The sequence below is a fragment of the Ciceribacter sichuanensis genome, from assembly GCF_024055605.1.
Classification (GTDB): domain Bacteria; phylum Pseudomonadota; class Alphaproteobacteria; order Rhizobiales; family Rhizobiaceae; genus Allorhizobium; species Allorhizobium sichuanense.
On record NZ_JAMXLX010000006.1, the window covers coordinates 323,878 to 347,585 of the forward strand.

Genomic DNA, 23,708 nt, shown 5'->3' on the forward strand with positions numbered 1-23,708 from the left:
CAACGGTGGAAAACCGGAGCGCCGTTTTCCCGGTCTCGGCGGATGTTTCGAAGGCGTACTTTCAGAAATAGCCCGATCCGCTATCGTCTGCTGATCGGAATGGTGGCTCCAAGCGGAAGCAGAACGGGAACCTCACTGATGCCATCTGAAGGCTTCGGCTTCGCACCCCTCCCCCTGTTGACAGCTGTCAACGGCTTCGGTGCGGTGATCCCGAAACACGTCCGGCAGAAGCCCTGGCACGCAGAACGAAGCCACCTCGCTCGCGATCGGATGGGCGCGGACGAGGAGGTTTTTCGTCTCACGGGTTATCTCTACACCGATGCTCCCTGCTCAGCCTCGCCGACATCGGCGATCACCCTTCCGGGCAGGAGGACGAAGATCGCGACGGCGCAGAAAACGGTGACGGCGGCGAGCCACCAGCAGAGCGTCGAGAATGCCGTCTGGTAGGCTTCGCGCAAAAGGCCAACTTGCAGGTTGGTGGACAATGTCGCGGCGCCCGTCAGATCGCCGACGGCGAGGCGCTGTCCGGCCTCCTGCAGAACCGACGGGGCGAGGGGCGCGAGGTGGCCAAGCGAGGTCGAGATCAGGCCGGCCAGTGCGGCGCTGACGATGGCGAGCGCGACACCCTCGCCCGCCACGCGGACCGTGCTGAAAATTCCGGTCGCCATTCCCGCGCGTTCGACCGACACGACAGAGACGGAAAGACCATCCATCAGCCCCCAGGGCAGACCTGCGCCGATGCCGACGACGAGCATGGGCAGAACGATCATCGCGCCATCCTCCATCCTGATCGTGGCAAGCCAGACAAGGCCGGCGGCGGCGATGAGAAGACCGATGCCGGAAAGGATGCCCGGCGAGACATGCCGCGCCAGCATCGTCGCGACGATCGGCACGACGAGCATCGGAGCGGAGAGACCGAGCATCAGCAGCCCCGCCTTCACCGCGCCCTGCTGCTCGATGCCGATCAGCCGCAGGGGAACAATCACCAGCAGAACCACGAAGCAGGCGCAGGTCGCGACCGGTAGCAACTGCACGCCGACGAAGCGCGGATACCGGAAGAGCGAGAGGTCCAGCATCGGTCGTTCGGCGCGCATTTCAATGAGGATGAAGGTTGCGAACGACAGGACGAACCCTGCGGCAAGAGCGGTCGCGCCGAGTGCTCCGAGGGAGGGCAACTCGATCATCGCCACGGTGAAGAGGGTGAGCGTCAGGGTGAAACTCAAGGCGCCGGCACAGTCGAGTTTGCCGGCATCGGGGTCCTTCGTCTCGCGCATGCGCGGCGGACCGAGGATCAGGGCGAGAAGGCCGAACAGTCCGACGACGACGAATATCGCCCGCCATCCCACCATCTCGATCAGCGCTCCGGTCAGGAGGGGACCGGAAGCGAGGCCGACGCCGAAGGTCGTTCCCAGCAGCCCGAAGGCTCGCGTTCTTGCGTGACCGTCGAATTCCTGCGCCAGCGCCGCCGTGCCGCCGGCAAGTGCGGCGGCAGCACCCACGCCCTGCCCTGCCCGCAGGATATCGATCAGCCAGATCGACGGCGCCAGCCCGAGCGCCAGCGAAAAACCGACGAACAGCGCAAGGCCGATCAGGAACACACGCCGCCTGCCGTAACGGTCGGCCAGCGCACCGGCCGCCATCAGAAGACTGCCGAAGGCCAGCATGAAGGCATTGGTGATCCAGGTGAGGCTCTCGGGCGAGCCGCCCAGATCCAGACCGATTGAAGGCGTGGCCACCGCGCCGGCCGAGAAGCTCAAGGGAAGGGTGAGGGCGGCGAGGCATACAGCCGCCAGCACCGAATTGCGGTGGGCGGGCGGCCGGGGAGGGATATCGTTCATGCGAACTCCGATGCTGGGACAGGTTCCCCCGACCCTGGAGCGCTGTGCGTCCGGATGGACGCGCAGCGCTCCAGTTTATTGAATCCACGCATCGAGCTTTCCGAAAATCGGTTCCGATTTTCGGGCCGATGCGCTGGAGCCGGGTATCGGGCGCATCTTCGTGATATCAGCCGAAGTCGATAATCGGCCTCATGGTCCTTTCATTGCGGATCGATATTCTCTAATTCAGAAATATGGACAAGCTGAGCGAAATCTTTGCCTTCGTGCGCGTTGCCGAACGGCTGAACTTTGCCAAGGCCGGACAGAGCCTCGGCCTGTCGCCTTCCGCAATCGGCAAGAGCGTTGCGCGTCTGGAAGCCTCGCTCGGCGTGCGACTGTTCAACCGCACCACGCGTCAGGTCTCGTTGACCAATGAAGGGCAGATGTTGTTCGAGCGTTACAGGGCGATATTGACGGACCTGCAGGATGCCCATGAAGCGGTGAACGGAGAGATGGCCGAGCCGCGCGGCAGCCTGCGGGTGACGCTGCCGACCATCGGCTATCGCTTCCTGCTGCCGATCATCCCGGAGTTTCGCCGGCGCTATCCGGAGATCGATCTGGAACTCGACTTCAACGACAGGCAGGTCGACCTGATCGAGGGCGGGTTCGACGCCGCGATCCGCAGCGGCAGGCTCGACGATTCCAGCCTGATGTCACGACGCCTCGGACCCTTCCGTTTCGTGCTGTGCGGATCGCCCGACTACTTCAGGCGTATGGGGTCGCCTGTGCACCCGGACCAGCTTCAGGACCATGAGGCGCTACGCTTTCGCTTTCCCACCTCCGGCAAGTTTCAGGAGTGGAAGCTGGCGAACGGCGACAATCCCCTGTCGAAGATGCGGGTCGCGCTGACCTGCGGCAACATGGAAGCGATCCGGGCCGCCGCGATCGACGGCCTCGGCCTTGCCTACATGCCCGAGTTCCTGGCGGCGGATGCGATCCGCGACCTTTTGCTCGAAGCCGTCCTGCAGGAACACCTCGCAGCCCCCGGCCACTTCTCGATCCTCTGGCCATCCGCCCGGTTCATGACCCCCAGGCTCCGGGCCTTCATCGACTTTGTCGCCGAGAGATTGTTCACCGGGGTCTGACCGGGGCGGTCGCCGGGACGGAGCGATATCTGTCAGTCGGGAAGGGGAGGCGTCCCCGACGTTGACAGCTGTCAACAACGTCCTGTCGAGGGAGCTTGCCCATCCGGATTTCTTGCCCGGTGCACCGGAAGAGGGGAGGGGGCGATTTTTTTCTCCCGAGAATTCAGCTCAGCGTCTCGCCGTTCCTTGGCTTCCCGAACTCTCCGGCATGAAAACATTTCGTCGCGGTACAAGGGAGGGCCCTCACGCCGCGCCAACGATTTCCACATAGCCGCGCCGACGCTTGGAGCGGGCAAGTGCTGCCGCCGCCCGTTGTGCGGTGTCCGGATCGGCATGAGGTTCCGTCCTGCGGCGGCCCTGCCTTCCGATCCGACCCCATTCGCGGATCAGCAGGATTTCGCCGAACAGGTCGCGCTCGACCGACAGGCGGTAGAAGCGTTTCATGTTGCGCGCGGGGTCGCGGCGCTCGAGGTGAAAGAGGGGTGCTTCGTTCATGCCGTCATTGTCGGATGCGCTGGTTGCCGCGTCCAACGACTTTCCTGAATCGGTCGGCCGTCATCGATTCATGTTGATTATGGCTTACGGGCAAAAGGCGACTCTTTGCGGCTCTCGCCGCCGTTGACTGCTGTCAACGGAGCGGAGCGGGGAAGGGCGGAGAAAATAATCCTTTTGAATCAAGCCCGGACCACGAAATTCATCCCCGCCCGTATGCCCCGGTCTATGATCGCGGGCATGAGAAACGGCGTGGAAAGGTAAGATTTTGTTAACCAAAAAGGACTTGACGCGACTCGGAGCATGCTCCACGCTTTTTACGGAAAAGGGCGGAGATGAGAAGATTTTCCGTAAATTTAAAAAGTCTCTGTAGGTTTTCTGCCCCGCGTATATGCGTGAAAGCGAGAATCGCGCAGAATATGGAATTGAACCCTGCAAGCGCCAGCGCCTCCGGATGCGCTTCGCAAGCAGGATAACAGATGGAGAGATCCGATGGCCATGCCGTCAGACCCCGCTATTGGAGAAAAGGTGTCCAGCCTGCGTCCGGCCGACGAGACGATCGCCGAGGATGCGCAGGCGCTTTCGCTTCAGCTGCAGGCAATGCGCGACCGGCTGTTCGCGCCGACATCGCAGAAGACGCTGCGCAGCTTCTCCTCGGGAGAGGCAGCAAGGCTCGTCGGGGTATCCGATGGTTATCTGCGCCAGCTTTCGCTGGCGGGGGAGGGGCCTCAGCCGGAGGTCAGCGCCGGCGGACGGCGTTCCTATTCGCTCGCCGATATCGATGCGCTGCGTCACTATCTGGCGGAGCAGGCGCTGGCCAAGGGCAACAAGGCCAAGGCGCGCTCCTATGTCAAATGGCGTGACCCGGAACGCGGCGAACACCTGCAGGTGATCTCGGTCACCAACTTCAAGGGCGGCTCCGGCAAGACCACATCGTCGGTGCATCTCGCCCAGCATCTGGCGATGACCGGCCACCGGGTGCTGGCCATCGATCTCGATCCGCAGGCTTCGCTTTCGGCGCTGTTCGGCTATCAGCCGGAACTGGATCTTGTCGGCAACGATACGATCTACGGCGCGATCCGCTATGACGACGAGCGGCGCTCGCTGAAGGACATCATCCGCAAGACCTATTTCCACAATCTCGATCTGGTGCCGGGCAATCTCGAGCTGCAGGAATTCGAGCACGCCACGCCACGGGTACTTTCCGCCCGCCGTCCGGGCGATGCGACCTCGCTGTTCTTCACCCGCGTCCAGGCCGCCCTCGACGAGGTGGCCGACAATTACGACGTCGTCATCATCGACTGCCCGCCGCAGCTTGGCTATCTCACGCTTTCGGCGCTCTGCGCCTCGACCTCCGTCATCGTCACAGTGCATCCGCAGATGCTCGACGTCGCCTCGATGAGCCAGTTCCTGTTCATGACCGCCGACCTGCTCGGCGTCGTGCGCGAGGCGGGGGGGCAGCTGAACTTCGACTTCCTGCGTTACCTCGTCACCCGTTTCGAACCGCATGATGCGCCGCAGGCGCAGATCGTCGGCTTCCTGCGTTCCCTTTTCGGCAATCGCGTGCTGACGGCATCGATGCTGAAATCGACCGCGGTTTCTGATGCGGGCCTGACCAAGCAGACGCTCTACGAGGTCGGGCGCGAGAACTTCTCGCGCGGAACCTATGACCGGGCGATGGAATCGCTCGATGCGGTGAACAGTGAAATCGAGCAGTTGGTACATACGGCATGGAGGCGATGAACATGGCGGGACGGGATCGCAAGAACTCTCTGAAGGCCCTGTTCGGCGGCGATATGCTGCCAACGGCCGAGACCGAGCATCGGGCGCCCGAGACGAAATCCGTTCCCGGCGATGCTTCGGTGAACGCTGCCGCGAGCCAGCCGTCGCAGGAGACCCATTCTCCCACAGCACCTGCTCCGGCCGGACATTCAACTACCCAGCCCGGAAGCCTTCCCGGTCGCACGTCGTCCGGTGCCGTGCGTACCATGGGTCTGACGCTGTCGTCGATCAGCCGCGAGATGGAAGAGGCGCGCGCGCTTCGCGAGGCATTGGAAAACGGCGAACGCATTCTTGCGCTCGATCCGGCCAAGGTCGATGCGTCCTTCGTCAGCGACCGCCTGAGCGAGGAAGACCGGGACGATCCGGATTTCCTGCAATTGGTGGAAAGCATGCGCGAGGCCGGCCAACAGGTTCCGATCCTGGTTCGCCCGCATGGCGAAACGCCCGACCGTTATCAGGTGGCCTATGGTCACCGGCGCCTGAAGGCCGCACGCCGGCTCGGGCTTCCGATCCGCGCCATCGTCCGTTCGCTGAGCGATGACGAACTGGTTCTGGCGCAGGGCAAGGAAAATGCCGAACGGCGCAATCTGAGCTTCATCGAACGCGCGGTCTTTGCCCGCTCGCTTGAGGACCGGGGCTTCGACCGCAAGCTGATCTGCGAAGCACTGGCGGTGCAGAAAAGCGAGCTTTCGCGGCTGTTGCAGGTGGCCGATGCCGTTCCCGTGCGGTTCATCCGCGCCATCGGTCCGGCCCCGAAGGCAGGACGCGAACGCTGGATGGCGCTTGGCGAGATCTTCCTGAACGGCAATGGCGCCGAGATCGAAAAGGCGGACGACGAGGCGACTTCGGAACGTTTCCGCGCCGCCGACAGCGACACGCGTTTTCAGATGCTGTTCGACCGGGCCTTGCCCGTCCGGCTGCGGAAAAGCGCGAAGGACGCGCCGCTGGAACTGAAAGCACCCGATGGCCGCGTCTTTGCCCGCGTCGACCGGCGGGGCAGGGCGGTCAAGATCGAGTTTGCGGCCGATGTCGCGCCCGCTTTCATCGAGCGGATGAGCGCGCGGCTGAATGAGGATTATGCGGCTTTTGTCGCGGCTGAAGCCGCTGGCAAAGGCGAGGCGTAAGCCGGAAACACGTGATTCGGCTGGCGGTTAGCCCCGCTGGCGATGGTTGAAACACCAGGAAAGGAAGCGAAGAGACAAGAAAAAAGGCCCCCAAAACGTCACCATTCCGGAAGCCCTCTTCTATGTAGCAATTCGAGAGAATCACTTCCGCAGGTCAAAGTCAAGAGTCGCGAACATTACGTTGCGCGAAACGTGGAACTGCGTCCGCCTGAATGGCGACGTCGACGGGTTCGGCTTGTCTCCAGACAAGGGACCTGACGATGATGGAACGGATAGTGACGACGCCTTTCGGCGGCGGCAGGGTGAGTGCGCGCATTTTTGCCGCTCAGGCCAGGACTGCCGAGCGGCAGGAAAAGCTTAAAGCAGGCGAGGGCGGCAATGACAGCGGCCGCGCCGACAAATGGCAATTGCTGCGCGCGGTGACGGAAGCACGCCGCGCGCTCGGCCTCGGCGACCGCACGATCTGCGTGCTGGAAGCGCTTGTTTCCTTCAATACCGATCGGGAACTCGACGGCAGTGCGCCGATCATCGTCTTCCCCTCCAATCGCGAGCTTTCGATGCGCGCCCGCGGTATGGCGCCGGCAACGATCCGCAGACATCTGGCTGCACTGGTGGATGCCGGTCTCGTCATTCGCCGCGATAGCGCCAATGGCAAGCGTTACTGCCTGCGGGATGATCGCGGCGTGGTCGAGGATGCCTTCGGTTTCGATCTCGCACCGCTTGCGCTCCGCGCCGGCGAAATCCATGCCGCCGCCGAAGCTGCACGTCGCGAAGAGCGGGCAATCAGGGCCCTGCGCAGCGAAGTGACGCTTCACCAGCGGGATATCGCACGCATCGTCGAATGCGCCCTGGAAGAGGGCAGGGCAGGGGACTGGCTCGACATGGCCGAGCGTCTCTCGATGATTTCAGGTGGCCTGGCACGCAATGCTGGTATCGACGCGCTGGAAGCCCGGCGAACTGAACTCTCCCGCCTTCGTGCGGAAGTGGAAAACTCTTACCTTTCAAGTCTTTCCGAAGAAGAAATGAGCGCCAATGACACTCAAAGTGAGCGCCATTATCAGAATTCAAATACCGAAACTACTTCTGAATTAAACGGCTGGGAACATAATACAGCGAAGCCCGCAAACGCCGAAAAGGCGGCCCCCGAGCGCAAGATGGCGGTAAGCCTCGACAGATTGAAGCGATTGTGCCCCGGAATTCTCGATTATGCCCGCGACGGGATCCGCAACTGGTCCGATCTCATCAAGACCGCCGATCTCGTGCGCTCCATGCTGGGTGTTTCGCCCGATGCCTGGCGCAAGGCGAGGGCGGCGATGGGCGAGCAGGCGGCCTCGGTGGTGATCGCCTTCATTCTCGAGCGGGTCGATACGATCCGCTCGCCCGGCGGTTATCTGCGCGATCTCACCGCAAAGGCCGAGAAATCCGCCTTCAGCGTCTATCCGATGCTTCAGGCGCTCGAAAAGATGAAGGAATGAGGGAGGTAGCAATGGTGCCGGTTGCTGTCATGACTGGTTGCCTCAGCGAAAACCGATTCCATTCATGAACACGCCGACCAGATGAGCGATGTGCGCTTGCGGTGCGCTTTCCTGTTCGGTCGCGAGCGAGATTGCGGTCGCGACGCAGACCAGGTCGTTGAAGCTGATATCGGGCCGGACAGCCCCGGCTTTCTGCGCACGATCCAGGAGGCGGATACCTTCCTGGGTGGTTGCGAGACATCCGGGGGTTCCAATCTGCAAAACAGTTCCGAGCGATGCGGCGAAACCCCGGTAAAGATTCGAATATTGGACGAGCTCTTCGAGATAGGTGCGCAAGGCATCCAAGGGGCTGAGATCGGCTTCTCTCGCGTGGCTAGTTTCCGCGAGAGACAGGAAGCGGGCACTGTATGTCGCGGCCAAAAGGTCTTCGCGCGTCGGGAAGCGGCGATAAAGCGTGCCGATCCCCACTCCGGCGCGCTTTGCGACGTCATCCAATGAGACACCAGCGCCTCGCTCCAGAAAGACGTCCTCGGCTGCCGCAAGGATTCGCTCCTTGTTTAGCCGCGCATCGGCTCGCAATGGGGTTTTGTCCGTCAAAAAATTCTGCCTTGTAGTGACTTGTAAGTGGAGGGTATCTCCATATAGTAAGTGGAGCAATGCTCCACTTATCGACAGAGCGAGGATACGACATGACGAAGCGATTTGATGACAAGGTCGTGGTGATTACGGGTGGAACGGATGGCATTGGGCTGACGACAGCCCGGTCGTTCGCAGCGGAGGGCGCCCATGTTTATATCATGGCCCGGCGGCAGGAGCGCCTGGACGAGGCGCTCACGGAAATCGGCAACGGTGCTGTCGGTATTCAGGGCGATGTCAGCAATCTTGAGGATCTCGACAGGCTCTATGTGCGGATAAACCGCGATCACGGCCGCGTGGACGTGGTCTTCGCGAATGCCGGGATATCCGAGTCCGCCCCCATTGGCGGCATTGAGGAAGACCATTTCGACCGGGTCTTCGGCATCAACGTGAAGGGCACGGTCTTCACCGTGCAGAAGGCTTTGTCCCTTATGTCCGCCGGCGGCGCCATCGTGCTGGCTGGATCGGGGGCAGGTAGCAAGGGTTTTGCCAACCTGTCGATCTACAGCGCCACAAAGGCAGCGATCCGCTCTCTGGCCCGCACATGGACAACCGATCTGAAAAGCCGGGGCATTCGTGTGAACGTCGTTTCACCCGGCATGGTCCTGACGCCGGCAATGGAGACCTATCTGCGCAACAATGCCGGAGCCGAGGAATGGATGCATCAGGCTATTCCATTCGGCAGGCTCGCCCGGACCGAAGAGATCGCCAAGACGGTGCTGTTCCTGGCGTCGGATGAAAGCAGTTTCGTCGGCGGCGAGGAGTTGTTGGTCGACGGCGGCTTCGTGGCGGTTTGAAAACGCAACGCGGCGCATCCGTTTCGCGACGGAATTCTTGCGACAGGTCGATGACCGCTTCCAGGCTGGAGCGGTCATGACAGCCGATGCTGTTTCACTTCCGTTGCATGTGGGATAATGGAAAGGTGCACCGCATTTCATAAGGGCAGAGAAAGCAAATGGCTGACGATGAAGCCATCTTGGAAAAAGATGCCGCTGCGCTGGCACTCGCGGAAGGTCTTCGCGATACGCTCAGCCGGTTCGTACGCGGCGTGAGGAACCAGACGGACACGCCAACGACATCTCAGTCTGAAACCTTGGTGCTTCTTGAAAAAAGAGGGCCGCTGAGTGTGGCTGAACTGGCAAGCTGCCGCAATGTCCGGCATCAGAGCATGCGACTGGTGACCGCCCAGCTTGAGACCGACGGCCTGCTTTTTCGATTGCCCAATCCAGCGGATGGGCGCAGCCAGCTTCTATCGATCAGTGACAAGGGGCGAGAGGTATTGTCTCGCTCGCGCGAAGCCCGGACATCGAGGATTGCCGCCCTGATAGAGGAACGTCTGTCCGAGAAGGATAAACGGACGCTTGAAGCCGCAATTCATGTTATCGAACGGCTTTGCTAGAGCTTCCGGTGAACACGGCATCGCCGGAAATGCTCCATCTCTTTGTTTCCCCCAATTCCAACAAAACCGGTTCCCACTTTTGCTGGAATTGCTCTAGGCCGAAGATCACGCCTTCGATAGTGCCGCGAGGACATTCGACAGGGTGTTCAGGCTCCAATGTTCGGCATATTTGCCGTCCCGGACACGCACGATGTCTATAACGGCGATGGCAACGTCACGTCCTGTCGCAGGAATTCCCGCCAGTGTACCTGAGTGAATGCCGCTGATCGTCTTGCGGGTCGTGACCTTGTCATCTTCGGCGATCTGGTCGTGGATTGTCACCCTCAAGTCCGACAGGGCGGGCCGGAGAATGTTCTGGAAGGTGTTCCACATGCTTTCAGGGCCGTTGGGCATTCCCTGCGGTGCGGCGTGATTGATGAAGTCCGGTGCCATCAACGCGTTGAATTCGGCTTCATTCCCATTCTGAATGACTTCGATGTTGAAGCGGCGAACGACTTCCTTGTTATCAATCGTCATACCCGATCCCTTTCATGATTGATGGCAAAATATACAGTGTAACTGTATATTTTCTAGCGCTCCCATCATCTGATTGCAAGCGTCGGAGGAGAAGGTATCGGGTGCCTCCAATCGCGATGACCTCTCGGGGGCATATGAGCCATGATCTGCGTTCCGGTTGTGCCGATTTCGGCCTTCTGCCGCCTGGGGGCATTTCGCCTCTTGCCTGAACCATGCCGGCCTCGATCTGGCTCCAGAGGGCGCGGCCGAGCTGCTCCACGTGGGGATGCAGCCCGGTCCATTGTCATGCCTGCGGGTCCAGACCGAAGGCCGGATGATGGATGAGTTCGCCGTGTGGCGTACTGTCATCGAAGGGCAGGGCCTGCACCACGTCGGGCGGGCAACCGGGAACGAACAATCCGGGGAAGGAACGGAAGCCGAACCGGCCGTAATAGGCCGGATCACCCACCAGCGCCGCGCCCCGGTTCGTCGTCCGTAGCCTGCGCAGCGCTTCCGCCATCAGCGCGGAGCCGATGCCCTGTCGGTGCCATGCCGGCAGAACGGCGAGCGGGCCGATCAGGGCCCAGCCATCCTGACTGCCGATGCGGGCGGCTGATGCCGCCAGATGGCCGATGACCTGGCCCTTTTCCTCGGCGACGAGGGAAAGCGAAAGCGCACCGTCTGCCCTGAGACGCTCGACGATACGCGCTTCCGTGCCCGTAGCTTGGGGAAGCAGCAGCATGGCCTCCGTGACAAGCCGGCTGATGGCCGGGATATCTCCGGCGGTTTCATTGCGGATCAGCATGGTGTTACCCTTGGTTGTCGAGTTGCGAGCGGACGGCGAGGCGGCCGCGTTGCGATATCCGGTATGGACTTCCCGAGCGGGATTCGATCAGCCGCTTGCGCCGCAAGCGGTTGAAAACGTTCATATCGAAGTCTGCGAGGATCAGGCCGTCGCGCGTGAAGCAGGTGACGGTCGTGATCTTTTTGCCGTCTTCCCGTTCGTGGAGGATGCGCCCGCCGAGCGCCAGCACGTGCAAGGCACGTTGTTCATTGCGTGAGATATTCATGGAAGTCTCGTATGACAGACGTGAAAAATGACCCGGTGGCGTGGCCACCCGGCGATTTCGAAATCACGCGGCTCTCTGACGATCAGAGAGCCTTGTCACACAAGCTCAGACATCCAGTCTCCAAAGATCACGCAACGAAACACTGCATTGCGTGTGCTCCGAATATATCGGCTGCGCCTTGCCGAAACAATAGCGATAAGTTGCCGCGGGCGAGGGGGCTTCCGTACCGATCGCTTTCCGGCTTCGGCCGCAGGGAAGGCCCGGAGTTTACGGGTTTGATGTCTCCCAATTTTCGCGTGTCCATCATCTTCGATTGGTTGCATGGCTGGAAACGGGAATGTAGCAATTGGTGTATTGCTTCCGGGGGATTTCATGTCGATCCGATTTCGTTTTCTGTCAAAACTCTACTTGATGACCGCCGCCTTCTTCCTATCTCTGGGCATTTTCATATCGGCGGATGCAGCCCAGAAGGAGCCTATTGCACCTGAGGAACGGCCGATGGATTTCATCCTGGTTCGTAGCGGGGACTGCAACGTCAGCTGCATTCAATGGATATCGGCCCAGGGCGCCATAACGCCGGGTACACCGAAACGTTTGAAGGCCATGCTGAAGAGCCTCAAGGGCCGAAAATTGCCGATCGTGCTTCAGTCAGTCGGCGGTGATGTGGACGCAGCGCTCGCAATGGGACGCATGATCCGGGCGGCCGGTCTCGACACAGCGGTCGGCAGGACGCAGTTGAAAGACTGCCCAATGCTTGATGTCCGTTGCGTGGAAAAGATGGTCAGGAATGGCTGGTCGGAAGGCGAGGTCACGTCCGCGAGTGCTTACTGTTACTCGGCCTGTCCATTTGTTCTCGCGGGAGGCACGGTCCGCGCTGCAGAAAACGGGGCCATAGGTCTCCATCAGGTAACAAACGGCAAGAAAAGCAGGGAGTACGGGACGGCGGCGCGCAGAAACCTGGATGCCATCTCGACGAAGTTCGATCCGGCCTTGAAACGCAAGCTTTCCGTTTACTTCAAGGAGATGGGCCTCAATGCGGAGGATATGTTCGTGATGATCGGAATGGCCGATCCGGACGGCATGTACCAGCCCGGGAGACGGGAAATCCTGAAGGCCGGCGTGGTCACCAAATTCAGTTCCTATTCCGACGAGCCCGGCTATGTTTTCACCCCGACTGCGCCGCAGCAGCCTGCCGCGGCGGCCGAGTGAAACTTTCCGACTGGTCTGGCCGAAGACCGGACCGTCAGGCAACCGCCCTCGGATTGAAATCGACTGTCATGTTGTGATGGATGTCAACAATCTGCGGGGTTGCCAAGAAAGCTGACAGTCAATGCCCAAGGTGAGGGGAGGCCAGTCTGCACTCGCAGACGTGGTGCGAGCTGAAAGTGCAGGGCATCTGCGGCGAACGAGAGATCAGCCGCGCACTGTTTCCTCCGCTGCAAGTGCGACCGACAGGAGGTGTTCGTCGGTATCAGGCAGGCCAGAGAGCAGGCAGCCGACGGGCATGCCGGCGTCGCCGGTGCCGCAGGGGATGGAAACGCCGCACCAGTCGAGGAAATTGCCGATCTGGGTGTTGCGCAGCGTCTTGCCATTGGCCGCGAAGAAGGCCGCATCGTCGGTGAGAAGGCTTTCTATGGTCGGCGCGACGTGAGGGAGCGTCGGGGAGAGGAGGATCTCTCCCGGCGTGATGGAGCGGGCCATTTCGGTGATCATGCGCTGGCGGACCTGAAGGATATGGATGTAGTCGGGCGCGGTGATCTTCTGGCCGGTCAGTGAGCGCGAGACGACGCGCTGGTCCATGCCGCGGGCGTCGTCGCCATGCAGCCGCTCGCGATGCAGCGCATAGGCTTCCGCGGTGACGAGCGCGCCCCTTTCGGCGATCATTTCGAACAGTTGCGCAAAGATCGGGAAGGCCTGCCGGCGGATGCGCGCGCCGGCCCTGGAAAGCCTTTCGAGCGTGACTTCGAAGGCTATGGCGACGCCGTCCTCGATGCCGTCGAAGAAGACGGTTTCCGGCACCACGAGCGACTGTCCCTCGAGCGTTCCTCTGACGACCTCGGAGGATGTCCGCCCGCGCATGGCGGCATCGATCCAGACCGCGTCCTGCACGGTGCGGCAGAGGGGCCCCAGTGCATCGAGGCTGGTTGCCAGCGGAAAGACGCCGTCCATTGCGTAGCGCCCGCGGGTTCCCTTGTAGCCGACAATGCCGTTGAAGGCGGCGGGGATGCGGATCGAGCCGCCCGTATCCGTGCCCATGGCGACTGGCACGAGGCCTGCCGCGACGGAAACGCCGGCACCCGAGGACGAGCCGCCGGGAATGCGGGGAACGTCGGTGGAGGCGGGGTTCTTCGGCGTGCCGTAATGCGGGTTGATGCCGATGCCCGAAAAGGCGAATTCGCTCATGTTGGTGCGGCCGACGGCAATCATGCCGGCCCGTTTCAGCGTGGTGACGATGGCGGCATCCCTGGTTGCCGGCGGGTTCTTCGCCAGCACCGTCGATCCGGCCGTGGTGGTGAGACCTTCTATGTCGAAAAGGTCCTTCCAGGCGATCGGGATGCCGTCGAGAATGCCGAGCGAACGGCCCTCGGCGAGCCGCTTTGCCGATTGGTCGGCTTCGGCGAGCGCTCTTTCCGGCGTCAGTACGGTGAAGATCGACTGGTCCGGATGGGTGCGGATCGCATCCAGCGTCTCCTCGGCAAGCTTGCGCGGATCGAGCGCGCCCGTCTGGAGGAGTGCGGAAAGCTGCGCGACCGATTTGCCGAGGTGACCCATATCCATGCCCTTTTTCAAGTTTATCGGCCGACGAACTGCATCCAGCGCCGGACGAGATAGTTATGCTCGTCGATCGTGGTGTTCCACACCGCGATGGAATTGGCTCTTTGCCAGTAGGAACCGCCGCTGCGCAGCCCCTCCAGCAGCGAGGTCGCCGTGCCGAGCACCCGAAGCTTCGGCAGGCCGGCCGTTGCCAGCGCGGGCGTGGCGAGTTGGGACATCGCAGATCTGGATTTGCTCATGCGCGCGGACTACCGGTTCTGGCTCATTAACGGCGTCGGGCCATGGGCGGGTTCGGAGGAGGCGACCGCAAACGCTTCGAAGGACCGTTTCAACAACGTCGCGTCGAGGCCGTCAACAATAAAGACGATATGGGAACGGCGATCCTCGGAAGGCCAGCCGCCCATGTGAACCGGGGTGTGCACCAGATGCTGGACGCCGTGGATGGCGACGGGCCTGTCCTCCCCGGCGATGTTGAGGATGCCCTTCACCCGAAGCACGCGGTCGCCATGACGGTTGAGCAGCATGGTGAGCCAGATGCCGAAGGCGGTCCAGTCGATGGCGTGGTCGACGGTGATGACGAAGGAGCGGAAGGCGGCGCTGTGGGCCTCGCCGCTCGCCGTCACCAGTTCGCGGCTGTCCTCGCAGTAGAAGCCGCTGGCCGATTGCAGGCCGCTGCCACGGGTGGCCTCGGAGGAGGCGACGAGGGCGGCGACAGAGAGAGCCTCGTCATGGACATCGATCACGGTCGCATCGGGATTGAGTTGCCGCAGGCGTTTTTCCAGCGCTTCGGTGGTCGCAGCGTCGGCGAGATCGGTCTTCGTCAGCACCAGCCAATCGGCGATGGCGGCCTGACGGTTGGATTCCACGTAGACGTCGAGATTGCCTTCGCCGTTCACCGCATCGACTGTCGTGATGACGTTTCCGGGGCGGAAATGGTGGCGCAGGACCGGATCGGCCTTGATTGTGGAAAGCGTGGGGAAAGGATCGGCCAAGCCCGTGCTTTCGATCATCACCCGCGAGAAGGCGGGGATCAGGCCGCGTTCGCGGCGCGAATGCAGATCCAGCAGGGCATCGACCAGTTCGCCACGAACGGTGCAACAGATGCAGCCGGATTGCAGCAGCACCATGTTATCGTCGATCCGCTCGACCAGATGATGGTCGAGACCGGCCTCACCGAACTCGTTGATGAGAACGGCGGTATCGGCAAGGGCTGGATCGGCGAGCATCCGGCGAAGCAGCGTGGTCTTGCCCGAGCCGAGGAAGCCGGTCAGCAAGTTGACAGCTGTAAACTGTGGAATCTCAGACACTTCGCTCAGTCTCCAACCGGGCGACGAGGCCCGGATCGAGCGGATCGCAGGGCCGGCCGATCATGCGTTCGGCGGCGGGCCAGAGATGGCCGAGATCCTCGACCACCTCGTGCTTGCCGGTCTTGCTGGCGAGCAAGAAGGACGAGCCCTGCCAGTCGGAAAGCGTAAGCCCATAGGCTGCAAGGATGCGGTTTGCGGCAGCCACACGGTTTGCCCGTTCCCGCCGGCGATCGATCCGCTCGACATTGCGGGTGAAGACGCCGGGCCTTGCCGCCGCATCAGACCAGTGTTCCGCGCCGCCAAGGACACCACAAAGCGAGCACATCCTGCTACCTCCGGGTTGGATGCGTCGGTCTGTCGAAGGCCGGCGCGGCTGCATCTTTCCTACCGAACTTGTTTTTTGCGCGGAAGGTGCCCGGCAAAGTCGTCGGCGATTTCGTTCATGGTAACGAATTTCACGCCCGGATGCTTGATCGTGCATGAAGAAAAGCTGTTCCGATCCCCTCAATGGCATAGCAGTTTGGTCGGTGATATCGACTAGGGCGGAAGCTCGAACAAGGTCGGTCGGGATGACTTTTATCATTTCGGGCGAGCGGAAAAAATGAGCTGGTTGGTTCTTCTGCTTGCGTCGGACGGTCGAAGGGGGAGAGCTTGTATATTGAAAATAAACAGAAAAATACGATTGTACAGCGTATTTCCCGGTATGGCGATGTCGCCAGCAAGCGTCATTTTCCGACGTTTCGGAACGCCTTGACACAAGAATGAACTAACTGGTACAAACAATCCTGTGCCGGGGATCGGAGCGTTGGAGGAGACCGCGCTTCGGGCTATCGCCGGGACGAATGGAATGGGAGTGTTCCGCGGGTTCTCAGTGGTCGCGGAACGGAGGGAATGGGCGAAGGCCCGTTCAGGCCCGTGTGACGGGTCCGGAGGAACAATGTCGTACAGCCTCGATTTCTCGGTGGTCCTGGATCGCCTGCCGGAACTGCTTCTGGCCAGCCTTGCGACCATAGGTCTGGCGATTGCCGGCATGTCGCTGGCAACGGTGATCGGCGTTCTCGGCGTCGTCGCCCGCCGCTCGCGGTTCAAGCTTTTGCGCGGGCTGGTGATCGGCTTCGTCGAGGTCATCCGCAACACGCCTTTCCTCGTGCAGATCTTCTTCATCTTCTTTGCGCTGCCGCAGATCGGCGTGAGGCTCAGCCCGACTGTGACGGCCATCATCGCGCTGGCGCTGAACGGCGGAGCCTATGCCATCGAGATCATTCGCGGCGGGGTCGATTCCGTTCCCAAGGGACAGGTGGAAGCGGGGCTGGCGCTCGGCCTGCACCGCGCCCAGATCTTCCGCTACATCATCCTGAAGCCGGCTCTGCGGGCGGTCTATCCGTCGCTCACCAGCCAGTTCATCATGCTGACGCTGACGACCTCGGTCTGCACGTCGATCGCGGCCTACGAGCTGACTTCGGTTGCCCAGAAAATCGAGGCGGATACGTTCCGCTCCTTCGAGGTCTATTTCTCCATCACATTGATGTACCTCGCCATTTCCGCGCTGATGATGGGCGTCTTCGCTCTCATCTCCCGCATTTCCTTCAGCTATCCGGTCAAGTGAGGCGACGATCATGGCATCCATCGGTCCCAATGAATTGTTCTTCCTTATGCAGGGGCTGAAATGGACCCTGGCGCTGACCGTGATCGGCTTCATCGGCGGCGGCGTGTTCGGTCTCTGCGTCGCGCTTGCCCGTGTCTCGGAGAGCGCGCTGGTCCAGCGTGCCACGGCTGGCTACATTGCCGTGTTCCAGGGCACGCCGCTCCTGATGCAGCTTTTCGTGGTCTATTACGGTGTGGCGCTTCTCGGGTTGAATGTCGACGCATGGATCGCGGTCGCCATCGCCTTTACACTGCATGCCAGCGCCTTTTTGGGCGAGATCTGGCGCGGAGGCATCCAGGCCGTGCCGAAGGGCCAGACGGAAGCCGCCAATGCGCTCAGCCTGCACTACATCTCGCGGATGAAGGACGTGGTGCTGCCGCAGGCCTTCAAGATCGCGCTTCCCGCGACCATCGGCTTTCTGGTGCAGCTCATCAAAGGCACCTCGCTTGCGGCCATCGTCGGCTTCGTCGAGCTGTCGCGCGCCGGCCAGATCGTCTCGAACCAGACGTTCCGCCCGCTCACCGTCTTTGCGCTGGTCGGCCTCATCTACTTCCTGATCTGCTGGCCGCTTTCGCTCTGGGGCGCCGGCGTGGAAAAGCGGATGCAGACCGCAACCCGTTGATACCTCTCCGTTTTACCGCATTTCCAAACGGAGAACCGCTTACACCTTTGCCCGGAAATGCATTTTTCATCAGCTTTGTAAGGAGGAGCAAAAGATGAAATCCACAATAGGCCCGAACAAGACAGGTATGAAAATCGCGCGCCGCACCGTGCTCGCCCTGATGGCGGCGGCAGCCCTGCCGCTTTCGTTTCCCGCCGTTGCTCATGCCGGCACGGTCGAGGAAGCCAAGGCCAAGGGCAAGGTGGTGATCGGCATTCAGGGCGACAACTCGCCCTGGGGCTTCGTCAATTCGAGCGGCGTGCAGGACGGCCTCGATGCCGATATCGGCAAGGCGTTTGCGGAATCGCTGGGCGTTCAGGCGGAATTCGTGCCGCTCGCCGTCGCCAACCGTATCCCGGCGCTCGTCACCGGCAAGGTCGACGTGCTCTTCGCCACCATGGGCATGACCGCCGAACGCGCCAAGACCATCCAGTATTCCAAGCCCTATGCAGGCAACGTGCTCTCGGTCTACGGCCCGAAGGACAAGAAGATCGCCGGTTATGACGATCTCGCGGGCGTCGCCGTTGGCGTGCCGAAGTCGAGCGCCATGGACACTGCGATTACCGCCGGCGCCGGCGACAAGGCCAACATCCTGCGCTTCGACGACGATGCGGCCAACATTCAGGCCCTGCTTTCCGGCCAGGTCGAGGCCGTGGGCGGCAACCAGTTCTACGGCGACCGCCTGAACGCCGCCGCCGCCGACAAGTACGAGCCGAAGTTCGATCTCGTCACTCTCTACAACGGTGCGGGCACGCGTCCCGGCGAGAAGGACTGGAACGAGGCCATCAACACCTTCATCGACAAGATCAAGGCGGATGGCACGCTTGCCAAGATCTACGACAAGTGGATGAAGCGCGAAGTCCCGGCCTTCCCGGACTCCCTGCCCGACATCCCCTTCACCGTGAAGTAAACGGAGGTTTCCATGCCGCAATCCGCCACCCAACAGGTTCCGCTGATCGCCCTCGAAGGGGTGGGAAAGTGGTATGGAGCCTATCACGCGCTGAAGAACGTCAATCTCACGGTTCGCAGGGGCGAGAAGATCGTCCTCTGCGGCCCGTCGGGTTCGGGCAAATCGACCCTGATCCGCTGCATCAACCATCTGGAGGAAATCCAGGAGGGACAGATCGTCGTCGAGGGCACGAAGCTCACCGATTCTAGCCGCGCCATCGACGCGGTGCGCCGCGAGGTGGGCATGGTGTTCCAGAGCTTCAACCTCTTTCCGCACAAGACGATCCTCGAAAACTGCACCCTTGCGCCGATGCGGGTGAAGGGTCTGGACAAGGCCGCCGCCGAGACCGTCGCCCGCAAATATCTGGAGCGGGTGCGCATTCTCGATCAGGCCGACAAGTACCCGGCCCAGCTTTCCGGCGGCCAGCAGCAGCGCGCGGCGATTGCGCGGGCGCTCTGCATGGAGCCGAAGGCGATGCTGTTCGACGAGCCCACCTCGGCGCTCGATCCGGAAATGGTCAAGGAAGTGCTTGACACGATGATCGGCCTTGCCCGTGACGGCATGACGATGATCTGCGTGACCCACGAAATGGGCTTTGCCCGGCAGGTGGCGGATCGCGTGGTGTTCATGGCGTCTGGCGAAATCATCGAGGAAGGACCGCCGGAGGAATTCTTCCGCGATCCGAAGCACCAGCGCACGCGCACCTTCCTCGGCGAAATCCTCGCCCATCATTAGAGCATAATCCGACCGGAGTGAAACGAGGATCGATAGAATTATGCTTCAAATTAAAGAGCTTAGAGCGCCGATCTGATTCAGTCGGATCGAGCTGCGCTCTAAGGCCGGGACCCGACCCCCGGACCATGAAACCCGGCGGGGGACCACCCCGCCCTCCTCCACGCCGAACGAACGGTTCTGGACCATGACAGAGAAAACATCCTTTCGCGTCGGCCTGATCGGCGCCGGCATTCAGCGTTCCAAATCACCGGCGCTTCACATGCGCGAGGGTGCGGCCCACGGCCTCGACTACATCTACGAGATCGTCGACGTGACCGCCCGTAACCTGGCCGACAGCGCCCTTCCCGACCTGCTGGACGAGCTGGAGGCGCGCGGCTTTGCCGGCACCAACATCACCCATCCCTTCAAGCAGGCGGTCATTCCCTTCCTCACCGAGCTTTCGGACGATGCCCGCATGCTCGGTGCGGTCAACACCGTCGTCTTCAGCGATGGCAGGCGCATCGGCCACAACACCGACTGGTACGGTTTCCACGAGAATTTCGTGCGCGGACTGCCGGATGTGAAGCTCGACCGTGCCCTGCTGGTGGGTGCAGGCGGCGCAGGTGTCGCGGTGGCTCATGCGGCGCTGAAGCTCGGGATCAAGCGGCTCGACATCTTCGACCGGGACCGGGCGCGGGCCGAGAAGCTGGCCGCCGACCTTAACGGACGCTTCGGCGCTGACAGGGCATTTGCGGTCGACGATCCCGCATCCTCCCTGCCCCATGCGGACGGGCTGATCAACGCCACGCCGATCGGCATGCTCGCCCATCCCGGCATTCCGGTTTCGCCCGATCTTCTCGAGCCTCGCCACTGGGTGGCCGATATCGTCTACGTGCCGCTCGTCACCGAGCTTCTGGCTACGGCCAAGGCGAAGGGATGCCGCACGCTGCAGGGCGGCGGCATGACGGTGTTCCAGGCGGTCGAGGCGTTTCGACTGTTTTGCGGCTGCGAGCCGGATGCGGAGCGCATGACCGCCCATTTCAACGAAATCTGTGCCGCGGAGGGCAATGCATGAGCCTTTTCACCATCCTGAACGGTCCGAACCTTAACCTGCTGGGACAGCGCCAGCCGGAAATCTATGGCCGGGAGACGCTTTCGGATGTCGAGGCGGCCTGCCGGGAGATTGCGCAGGCTGCGGGCCATGAAATCTTCTTTGCCCAGAGCAACCGCGAATACGAGCTGATCGACTGGATCCACGATGCCCGCGGCAAGTCCGCCGGCATCGTCATCAATCCGGGGGCCTTTACCCACACGTCCGTCGCGATCCTCGATGCGCTCAACACCTTCGAGGCGCCGGTGATCGAGGTGCATATCTCCAACATTCACAAGCGGGAGGTTTTCCGCCACCATTCCTATGTGTCGACGCGGGCGGAAGGCGTGATCGCCGGTCTCGGCGTGGAAGGCTACGAGATGGCGCTTCGCCACCTCATCGGCCGTCTTTCTCGATAGCGCCGATATGTTCGGCCTTCAGCACATAGCGCAACACCATGTCGGCGGCGTGGCGCGACAGCGTTTCCTGTCCCTGAGGGGTGAACAGGCCATCGCCGAAGATGAATGCGAAGGTGGCGGCGTTCGATACGTTGAAGAAGGACAGCGCGCTGATCTGCCAATGCAGTTCCAGGGGGTCGACGCCGTCGCGGAACACGCCGCTCTCCTTCCCGCGCCTCAAGACCCCCTCCAGAGCTTCGATCGCCGGGCGGTTCAGCCCGCGAATGGTCTCGGAAAGCTGCATGTGGCGGCCGTGATGGATGTTCTCGATCATCACCATGCGGATGAAATCCGGGTTGCGCCGGTGGTGCTCGAAGGTGAAGCGACAGAGCTTGTCGAGGGCGGCGACCGGCTCCAGCCCGTCCAGCTCCAGCCCGCTTTCGCCGCCGCGCACCTTGCCATAGGCCTCGTCCAGAACGTGCTGGTAAAGCCCCTCCTTGTCGCCGAAATAATAGTAGATCATGCGCTTGGACGTGCGCGTGCGGGCCGCGATCTCATCGATCCGCGCGCCGGAAAGGCCGTTCTGGGAGAATTCCTCCATCGCGACCGACAGGATATCGCGGCGAACGCCTTCGGGATCGCGTTTCGCCTGCCGGGGTTCCCGGGCTTCCTTGCCGTCGCTCGCCGCAGCGTTCGCTTTCATCGTCCATCCATCGCCGGGCTGGCCACGGGCTGCCCTTGTATTAACTAACTAGTACATAAAGCCGGAAAGGAAGGCAATATGGCCAGCTACGAGACAGGCAGACAGCGCGTGAAGATGCGGACCTCGATAGCGACCGTATCGATCAGCGGGGATTTCCCGGAAAAGCTTGCGGCGATCGCCAAGGCGGGCTTCACCGGCGTCGAGATCTTCGAGAACGATTTCCTCACCCACGACGCCTCGCCGCGGGAAGTCGCCGGCATGGCGCGCGATCAGGGACTGGAGATCACCCTGTTCCAGCCCTTCCGCGATTTCGAGGGCATGCCGGAGCCGCAGCGCGCCCGCGTCTTCGACCGGGCCGAGCGCAAGTTCGACATCATGGGCGAACTGGGCACCGACCTGATGCTGATCTGCTCCAACGTTTCGCCGATCTCGCTTGGCGGCATCGACCGGGCGGCCGCCGATTTCCACGAGCTTGGCGAGCGGGCGGCCAAACACGGCGTGCGCGTCGGCTACGAGGCGCTGGCCTGGGGCCGCCACATCAACGACCACCGCGACGCCTGGGAGATCGTGCGCCGCGCCGGGCACGACAATATCGGCATCATCCTCGACAGCTTCCACACGCTGTCGCGCAAGATCGACGTCAACAGCATCCGGGCGATCCCCGGCGACAAGATCTTCATCGTGCAGCTTGCCGATGCGCCGCTGATCGACATGGACCTGCTCTACTGGAGCCGGCACTTCCGCAACATGCCGGGCGAAGGCGACCTGCCGGTGGTGGACTTCATGCGCGCCGTCGCCGCGACCGGCTATGACGGGCCGCTGTCGCTGGAGATCTTCAACGACCAGTTCCGTGGCGGCTCGGCCCGGGCGATTGCCGAGGACGGCCATCGCTCGCTCGTCTACATCATGGATCAGGTGAAGCGGCTGGAACCCGATATCCGCATCGAGGTGCCGGACATGCCGGCGCGTGTGGCGGCCAGGGGCGTGGAGTTCGTGGAATTCGTCGCGGGCCCCTCGGAAAAGGCCAATCTGGAGGAGCTTCTCTCCTCCCTCGGCTTTGCCCGCACCGGCGGCCATCTCAACCGCAAGGTGGATCTCTACACCCAGGGCGACATCCGCATCGTCATCAACAGCGATATCGGCAGCGACAGCTTTGCCGGCGCTTCCTATTCGGTGCACGGCGCCAATGCCTATGCCTTCGGAATGAAGGTGGAGGATGCGGAGGCCACGGTGCTGAGGGCCGCAGCCCTTGGCGCTCCTGTCTTTGCCGAGCCGCGCCATGAGGGCGAGGTGGCGGTTCCGGCGATCCAGGGCGTGGGCAATGGCGTCATCTATTTCCTCGACGACACGCCGCCGCTCACCTCGATCTGGACGAACGAGTTTACCCCCGTCGATGCAAAACCCGCCGGAAACGCAGGGCTGACCCGCATCGACCATATCGCCCAGACCACGCGCTATGACGAGATGCTGACATGGCTCTTGTTCTACACCTCGATCTTCGAGACGCGGCGGACCCCGATGGTCGACGTGGTCGATCCGGGCGGGCTGGTGCGCAGTCAGGCGGTGGAAAGCCTCGACGGTCACGGCTTCCGCCTGACCATGAACGGTGCGGACAGCCGCAAGACCTTTGCCGGCAAGTTCCTGGCGGAGAGCTTCGGCACCAGCATCCAGCACATCGCCTTCGCCACGGACGATATCTTCGTCACGGCGCGAAACCTGACGGCACTAGGCTTTCAGGCGCTGCCGATCTCGCGCAACTATTATGACGATCTCGAAGCCCGGTTCGGGCTGGAGCCGGATTTCTCCGACGCGCTGAGGGCCGCAAGCATTCTTTACGACCGCGACGAGGGCGGTGAGTATTTCCAGATCTACAGCCGCACCTTCGGCGAGGGCTTCTTCTTCGAGATCGTCGAGCGGCGCGGCAATTACGGCGGCTACGGCGCGATGAACGCCCCCTTCCGCATCGCAGCCCAGCGACGCCTGTTCCGGCCCGAGGGCATGCCGAGGGAGTGAGGCAGAAGCGGCCGGCAA

25 protein-coding genes are annotated in these 23,708 nt (G+C 62.1%); 14 read left to right on the plus strand and 11 right to left on the minus strand.

Translation table 11 applies throughout. The features are described 5' to 3' along the window. Positions 1-311: 311 nt before the first annotated feature. Positions 312-1,838, minus strand: a complete 1,527-nt coding sequence (locus NBH21_RS18865) for an MFS transporter (RefSeq protein ID WP_250912953.1) — start codon at positions 1,836-1,838, stop codon at positions 312-314. Between the two features lie 233 nt (positions 1,839-2,071). Between NBH21_RS18865 and NBH21_RS18870 the strand changes: the two genes are divergently transcribed. Further along, on the plus strand, positions 2,072-2,962 hold the full coding sequence (locus tag NBH21_RS18870) for a LysR family transcriptional regulator (RefSeq protein ID WP_250912952.1): 891 nt from the start codon (positions 2,072-2,074) through the stop codon (positions 2,960-2,962). Between the two features lie 243 nt (positions 2,963-3,205). On the opposite strand, the gene NBH21_RS18875 is transcribed toward NBH21_RS18870, so the two are convergent. Continuing rightward, complete coding sequence (locus NBH21_RS18875) at positions 3,206-3,493, minus strand: WGR domain-containing protein (RefSeq protein ID WP_250912951.1); 288 nt, start codon at positions 3,491-3,493, stop codon at positions 3,206-3,208. A gap of 453 nt (positions 3,494-3,946) precedes the next feature. Between NBH21_RS18875 and repA the strand changes: the two genes are divergently transcribed. The 3 genes from repA (at position 3,947) to repC (ending at position 7,835) form a co-directional block, all read left to right on the plus strand. Then, entirely contained in the window at positions 3,947-5,197 is a 1,251-nt protein-coding gene (gene repA, locus NBH21_RS18880) for a plasmid partitioning protein RepA (protein ID WP_250912950.1), read from the plus strand. Between the two features lie 2 nt (positions 5,198-5,199). Further along, complete coding sequence (repB, locus tag NBH21_RS18885) at positions 5,200-6,360, plus strand: plasmid partitioning protein RepB (protein ID WP_250912949.1); 1,161 nt, start codon at positions 5,200-5,202, stop codon at positions 6,358-6,360. Between the two features lie 260 nt (positions 6,361-6,620). Further along, positions 6,621-7,835, plus strand: coding sequence for a plasmid replication protein RepC (gene repC, locus NBH21_RS18890; protein WP_250912948.1), 1,215 nt, complete (start codon positions 6,621-6,623; stop codon positions 7,833-7,835). Positions 7,836-7,877: 42 nt separating this feature from the next. Here the strand turns inward: repC and NBH21_RS18895 are convergent, their stop codons facing one another. After that, positions 7,878-8,414 (minus strand): TetR/AcrR family transcriptional regulator, encoded by a 537-nt coding sequence (locus tag NBH21_RS18895; RefSeq protein ID WP_252759582.1) that lies wholly within the window; start codon positions 8,412-8,414, stop codon positions 7,878-7,880. Positions 8,415-8,524: 110 nt separating this feature from the next. On the opposite strand from NBH21_RS18895, the gene NBH21_RS18900 reads away from it, so the two are divergent. Together NBH21_RS18900 and NBH21_RS18905 are read left to right on the plus strand one after the other, a co-directional pair. After that, positions 8,525-9,268 carry an SDR family NAD(P)-dependent oxidoreductase gene (locus NBH21_RS18900; protein WP_250912946.1) on the plus strand — a complete coding sequence of 248 codons (744 nt, stop codon included), beginning with the start codon at positions 8,525-8,527 and terminating at the stop codon, positions 9,266-9,268. 158 nt (positions 9,269-9,426) lie between these two features. Beyond that, positions 9,427-9,870 carry a MarR family transcriptional regulator gene (locus NBH21_RS18905; protein WP_250912945.1) on the plus strand — a complete coding sequence of 148 codons (444 nt, stop codon included), beginning with the start codon at positions 9,427-9,429 and terminating at the stop codon, positions 9,868-9,870. Between the two features lie 105 nt (positions 9,871-9,975). Here the strand turns inward: NBH21_RS18905 and NBH21_RS18910 are convergent, their stop codons facing one another. From NBH21_RS18910 to NBH21_RS18920, 3 genes are all read right to left on the minus strand, one after another. After that, on the minus strand, positions 9,976-10,386 hold the full coding sequence (locus tag NBH21_RS18910) for an ester cyclase (protein WP_250912944.1): 411 nt from the start codon (positions 10,384-10,386) through the stop codon (positions 9,976-9,978). A 283-nt stretch (positions 10,387-10,669) separates the two neighbouring features. Continuing rightward, positions 10,670-11,170 carry a GNAT family N-acetyltransferase gene (locus tag NBH21_RS18915; protein ID WP_250912943.1) on the minus strand — a complete coding sequence of 167 codons (501 nt, stop codon included), beginning with the start codon at positions 11,168-11,170 and terminating at the stop codon, positions 10,670-10,672. A 4-nt stretch (positions 11,171-11,174) separates the two neighbouring features. Further along, entirely contained in the window at positions 11,175-11,435 is a 261-nt protein-coding gene (locus NBH21_RS18920; RefSeq protein WP_250912942.1) for a YjhX family toxin, read from the minus strand. A 321-nt stretch (positions 11,436-11,756) separates the two neighbouring features. Here NBH21_RS18920 and NBH21_RS18925 point away from each other — a divergent pair, with 321 nt between their 5' ends. Next, positions 11,757-12,644 carry a COG3904 family protein gene (locus NBH21_RS18925; RefSeq protein WP_250912941.1) on the plus strand — a complete coding sequence of 296 codons (888 nt, stop codon included), beginning with the start codon at positions 11,757-11,759 and terminating at the stop codon, positions 12,642-12,644. Positions 12,645-12,848: 204 nt separating this feature from the next. On the opposite strand, the gene NBH21_RS18930 is transcribed toward NBH21_RS18925, so the two are convergent. The 4 genes from NBH21_RS18930 to NBH21_RS18945 are packed head-to-tail and all read right to left on the minus strand — an operon-like array spanning position 12,849 to position 15,842. Further along, positions 12,849-14,213 carry an amidase gene (locus tag NBH21_RS18930; RefSeq protein WP_425340445.1) on the minus strand — a complete coding sequence of 455 codons (1,365 nt, stop codon included), beginning with the start codon at positions 14,211-14,213 and terminating at the stop codon, positions 12,849-12,851. A 14-nt stretch (positions 14,214-14,227) separates the two neighbouring features. Next, on the minus strand, positions 14,228-14,449 hold the full coding sequence (locus tag NBH21_RS18935) for a hypothetical protein (RefSeq protein ID WP_250912970.1): 222 nt from the start codon (positions 14,447-14,449) through the stop codon (positions 14,228-14,230). 9 nt (positions 14,450-14,458) lie between these two features. Then, positions 14,459-15,517, minus strand: a complete 1,059-nt coding sequence (locus tag NBH21_RS18940; protein WP_250912940.1) for a CobW family GTP-binding protein — start codon at positions 15,515-15,517, stop codon at positions 14,459-14,461. Then, positions 15,510-15,842, minus strand: coding sequence for a hypothetical protein (locus tag NBH21_RS18945; protein WP_250912939.1), 333 nt, complete (start codon positions 15,840-15,842; stop codon positions 15,510-15,512). The genes NBH21_RS18940 and NBH21_RS18945 overlap by 8 nt, the downstream gene beginning before the upstream one ends. A gap of 612 nt (positions 15,843-16,454) precedes the next feature. Between NBH21_RS18945 and NBH21_RS18950 the strand changes: the two genes are divergently transcribed. The 6 genes from NBH21_RS18950 to aroQ all read left to right on the plus strand — a co-directional run bounded on the left by NBH21_RS18950 (position 16,455) and on the right by aroQ (position 20,995). Further along, positions 16,455-17,123, plus strand: coding sequence for an amino acid ABC transporter permease (locus tag NBH21_RS18950; protein ID WP_250912938.1), 669 nt, complete (start codon positions 16,455-16,457; stop codon positions 17,121-17,123). Between the two features lie 10 nt (positions 17,124-17,133). After that, complete coding sequence (locus NBH21_RS18955) at positions 17,134-17,784, plus strand: amino acid ABC transporter permease (protein ID WP_250912937.1); 651 nt, start codon at positions 17,134-17,136, stop codon at positions 17,782-17,784. A gap of 94 nt (positions 17,785-17,878) precedes the next feature. Further along, entirely contained in the window at positions 17,879-18,733 is an 855-nt protein-coding gene (locus tag NBH21_RS18960; RefSeq protein WP_250912936.1) for a transporter substrate-binding domain-containing protein, read from the plus strand. 12 nt (positions 18,734-18,745) lie between these two features. Continuing rightward, positions 18,746-19,507, plus strand: a complete 762-nt coding sequence (locus NBH21_RS18965; protein WP_280924881.1) for an amino acid ABC transporter ATP-binding protein — start codon at positions 18,746-18,748, stop codon at positions 19,505-19,507. Positions 19,508-19,691: 184 nt separating this feature from the next. Beyond that, positions 19,692-20,561, plus strand: coding sequence for a shikimate dehydrogenase (locus NBH21_RS18970; protein WP_250912935.1), 870 nt, complete (start codon positions 19,692-19,694; stop codon positions 20,559-20,561). Further along, a complete protein-coding gene (gene aroQ, locus NBH21_RS18975; protein ID WP_250912934.1) occupies positions 20,558-20,995 on the plus strand; it encodes a type II 3-dehydroquinate dehydratase in 438 nt (145 codons plus the stop codon). The genes NBH21_RS18970 and aroQ overlap by 4 nt, the downstream gene beginning before the upstream one ends. On the opposite strand, the gene NBH21_RS18980 is transcribed toward aroQ, so the two are convergent. Beyond that, positions 20,973-21,677 (minus strand): TetR/AcrR family transcriptional regulator, encoded by a 705-nt coding sequence (locus tag NBH21_RS18980; RefSeq protein WP_250912933.1) that lies wholly within the window; start codon positions 21,675-21,677, stop codon positions 20,973-20,975. The genes aroQ and NBH21_RS18980 overlap by 23 nt on opposite strands. 114 nt (positions 21,678-21,791) lie before the next feature. On the opposite strand from NBH21_RS18980, the gene NBH21_RS18985 reads away from it, so the two are divergent. Continuing rightward, entirely contained in the window at positions 21,792-23,690 is a 1,899-nt protein-coding gene (locus NBH21_RS18985; RefSeq protein ID WP_250912964.1) for a bifunctional sugar phosphate isomerase/epimerase/4-hydroxyphenylpyruvate dioxygenase family protein, read from the plus strand. Positions 23,691-23,708 lie beyond the last annotated feature (18 nt).

What these genes read in the sequence shown, in the direction of transcription:
- repA (WP_250912950.1), top strand. Translation starts at nt 3,947, where the DNA reads ATGGCCATGCCGTCAGACCCCGCTATTGGAGAAAAGGTGTCCAGCCTG.
- repB (WP_250912949.1), top strand. Translation starts at nt 5,200, where the DNA reads ATGGCGGGACGGGATCGCAAGAACTCTCTGAAGGCCCTGTTCGGCGGC.
- NBH21_RS18945 (WP_250912939.1), bottom strand. Translation starts at nt 15,842, where the DNA reads ATGTGCTCGCTTTGTGGTGTCCTTGGCGGCGCGGAACACTGGTCTGAT.
- NBH21_RS18980 (WP_250912933.1), bottom strand. Translation starts at nt 21,677, where the DNA reads ATGAAAGCGAACGCTGCGGCGAGCGACGGCAAGGAAGCCCGGGAACCC.
- NBH21_RS18965 (WP_280924881.1), top strand. Translation starts at nt 18,746, where the DNA reads ATGCCGCAATCCGCCACCCAACAGGTTCCGCTGATCGCCCTCGAAGGG.
- aroQ (WP_250912934.1), top strand. Translation starts at nt 20,558, where the DNA reads ATGAGCCTTTTCACCATCCTGAACGGTCCGAACCTTAACCTGCTGGGA.
- NBH21_RS18970 (WP_250912935.1), top strand. Translation starts at nt 19,692, where the DNA reads ATGACAGAGAAAACATCCTTTCGCGTCGGCCTGATCGGCGCCGGCATT.
- NBH21_RS18985 (WP_250912964.1), top strand. Translation starts at nt 21,792, where the DNA reads ATGCGGACCTCGATAGCGACCGTATCGATCAGCGGGGATTTCCCGGAA.
- NBH21_RS18870 (WP_250912952.1), top strand. Translation starts at nt 2,072, where the DNA reads ATGGACAAGCTGAGCGAAATCTTTGCCTTCGTGCGCGTTGCCGAACGG.
- NBH21_RS18910 (WP_250912944.1), bottom strand. Translation starts at nt 10,386, where the DNA reads ATGACGATTGATAACAAGGAAGTCGTTCGCCGCTTCAACATCGAAGTC.
- NBH21_RS18915 (WP_250912943.1), bottom strand. Translation starts at nt 11,170, where the DNA reads ATGCTGATCCGCAATGAAACCGCCGGAGATATCCCGGCCATCAGCCGG.
- NBH21_RS18925 (WP_250912941.1), top strand. Translation starts at nt 11,757, where the DNA reads ATGGCTGGAAACGGGAATGTAGCAATTGGTGTATTGCTTCCGGGGGAT.
- NBH21_RS18955 (WP_250912937.1), top strand. Translation starts at nt 17,134, where the DNA reads ATGGCATCCATCGGTCCCAATGAATTGTTCTTCCTTATGCAGGGGCTG.
- NBH21_RS18935 (WP_250912970.1), bottom strand. Translation starts at nt 14,449, where the DNA reads ATGAGCAAATCCAGATCTGCGATGTCCCAACTCGCCACGCCCGCGCTG.
- NBH21_RS18950 (WP_250912938.1), top strand. Translation starts at nt 16,455, where the DNA reads ATGTCGTACAGCCTCGATTTCTCGGTGGTCCTGGATCGCCTGCCGGAA.
- NBH21_RS18905 (WP_250912945.1), top strand. Translation starts at nt 9,427, where the DNA reads ATGGCTGACGATGAAGCCATCTTGGAAAAAGATGCCGCTGCGCTGGCA.
- NBH21_RS18920 (WP_250912942.1), bottom strand. Translation starts at nt 11,435, where the DNA reads ATGAATATCTCACGCAATGAACAACGTGCCTTGCACGTGCTGGCGCTC.
- NBH21_RS18930 (WP_425340445.1), bottom strand. Translation starts at nt 14,213, where the DNA reads ATGGATATGGGTCACCTCGGCAAATCGGTCGCGCAGCTTTCCGCACTC.
- NBH21_RS18960 (WP_250912936.1), top strand. Translation starts at nt 17,879, where the DNA reads ATGAAATCCACAATAGGCCCGAACAAGACAGGTATGAAAATCGCGCGC.
- NBH21_RS18900 (WP_250912946.1), top strand. Translation starts at nt 8,525, where the DNA reads ATGACGAAGCGATTTGATGACAAGGTCGTGGTGATTACGGGTGGAACG.
- repC (WP_250912948.1), top strand. Translation starts at nt 6,621, where the DNA reads ATGATGGAACGGATAGTGACGACGCCTTTCGGCGGCGGCAGGGTGAGT.
- NBH21_RS18865 (WP_250912953.1), bottom strand. Translation starts at nt 1,838, where the DNA reads ATGAACGATATCCCTCCCCGGCCGCCCGCCCACCGCAATTCGGTGCTG.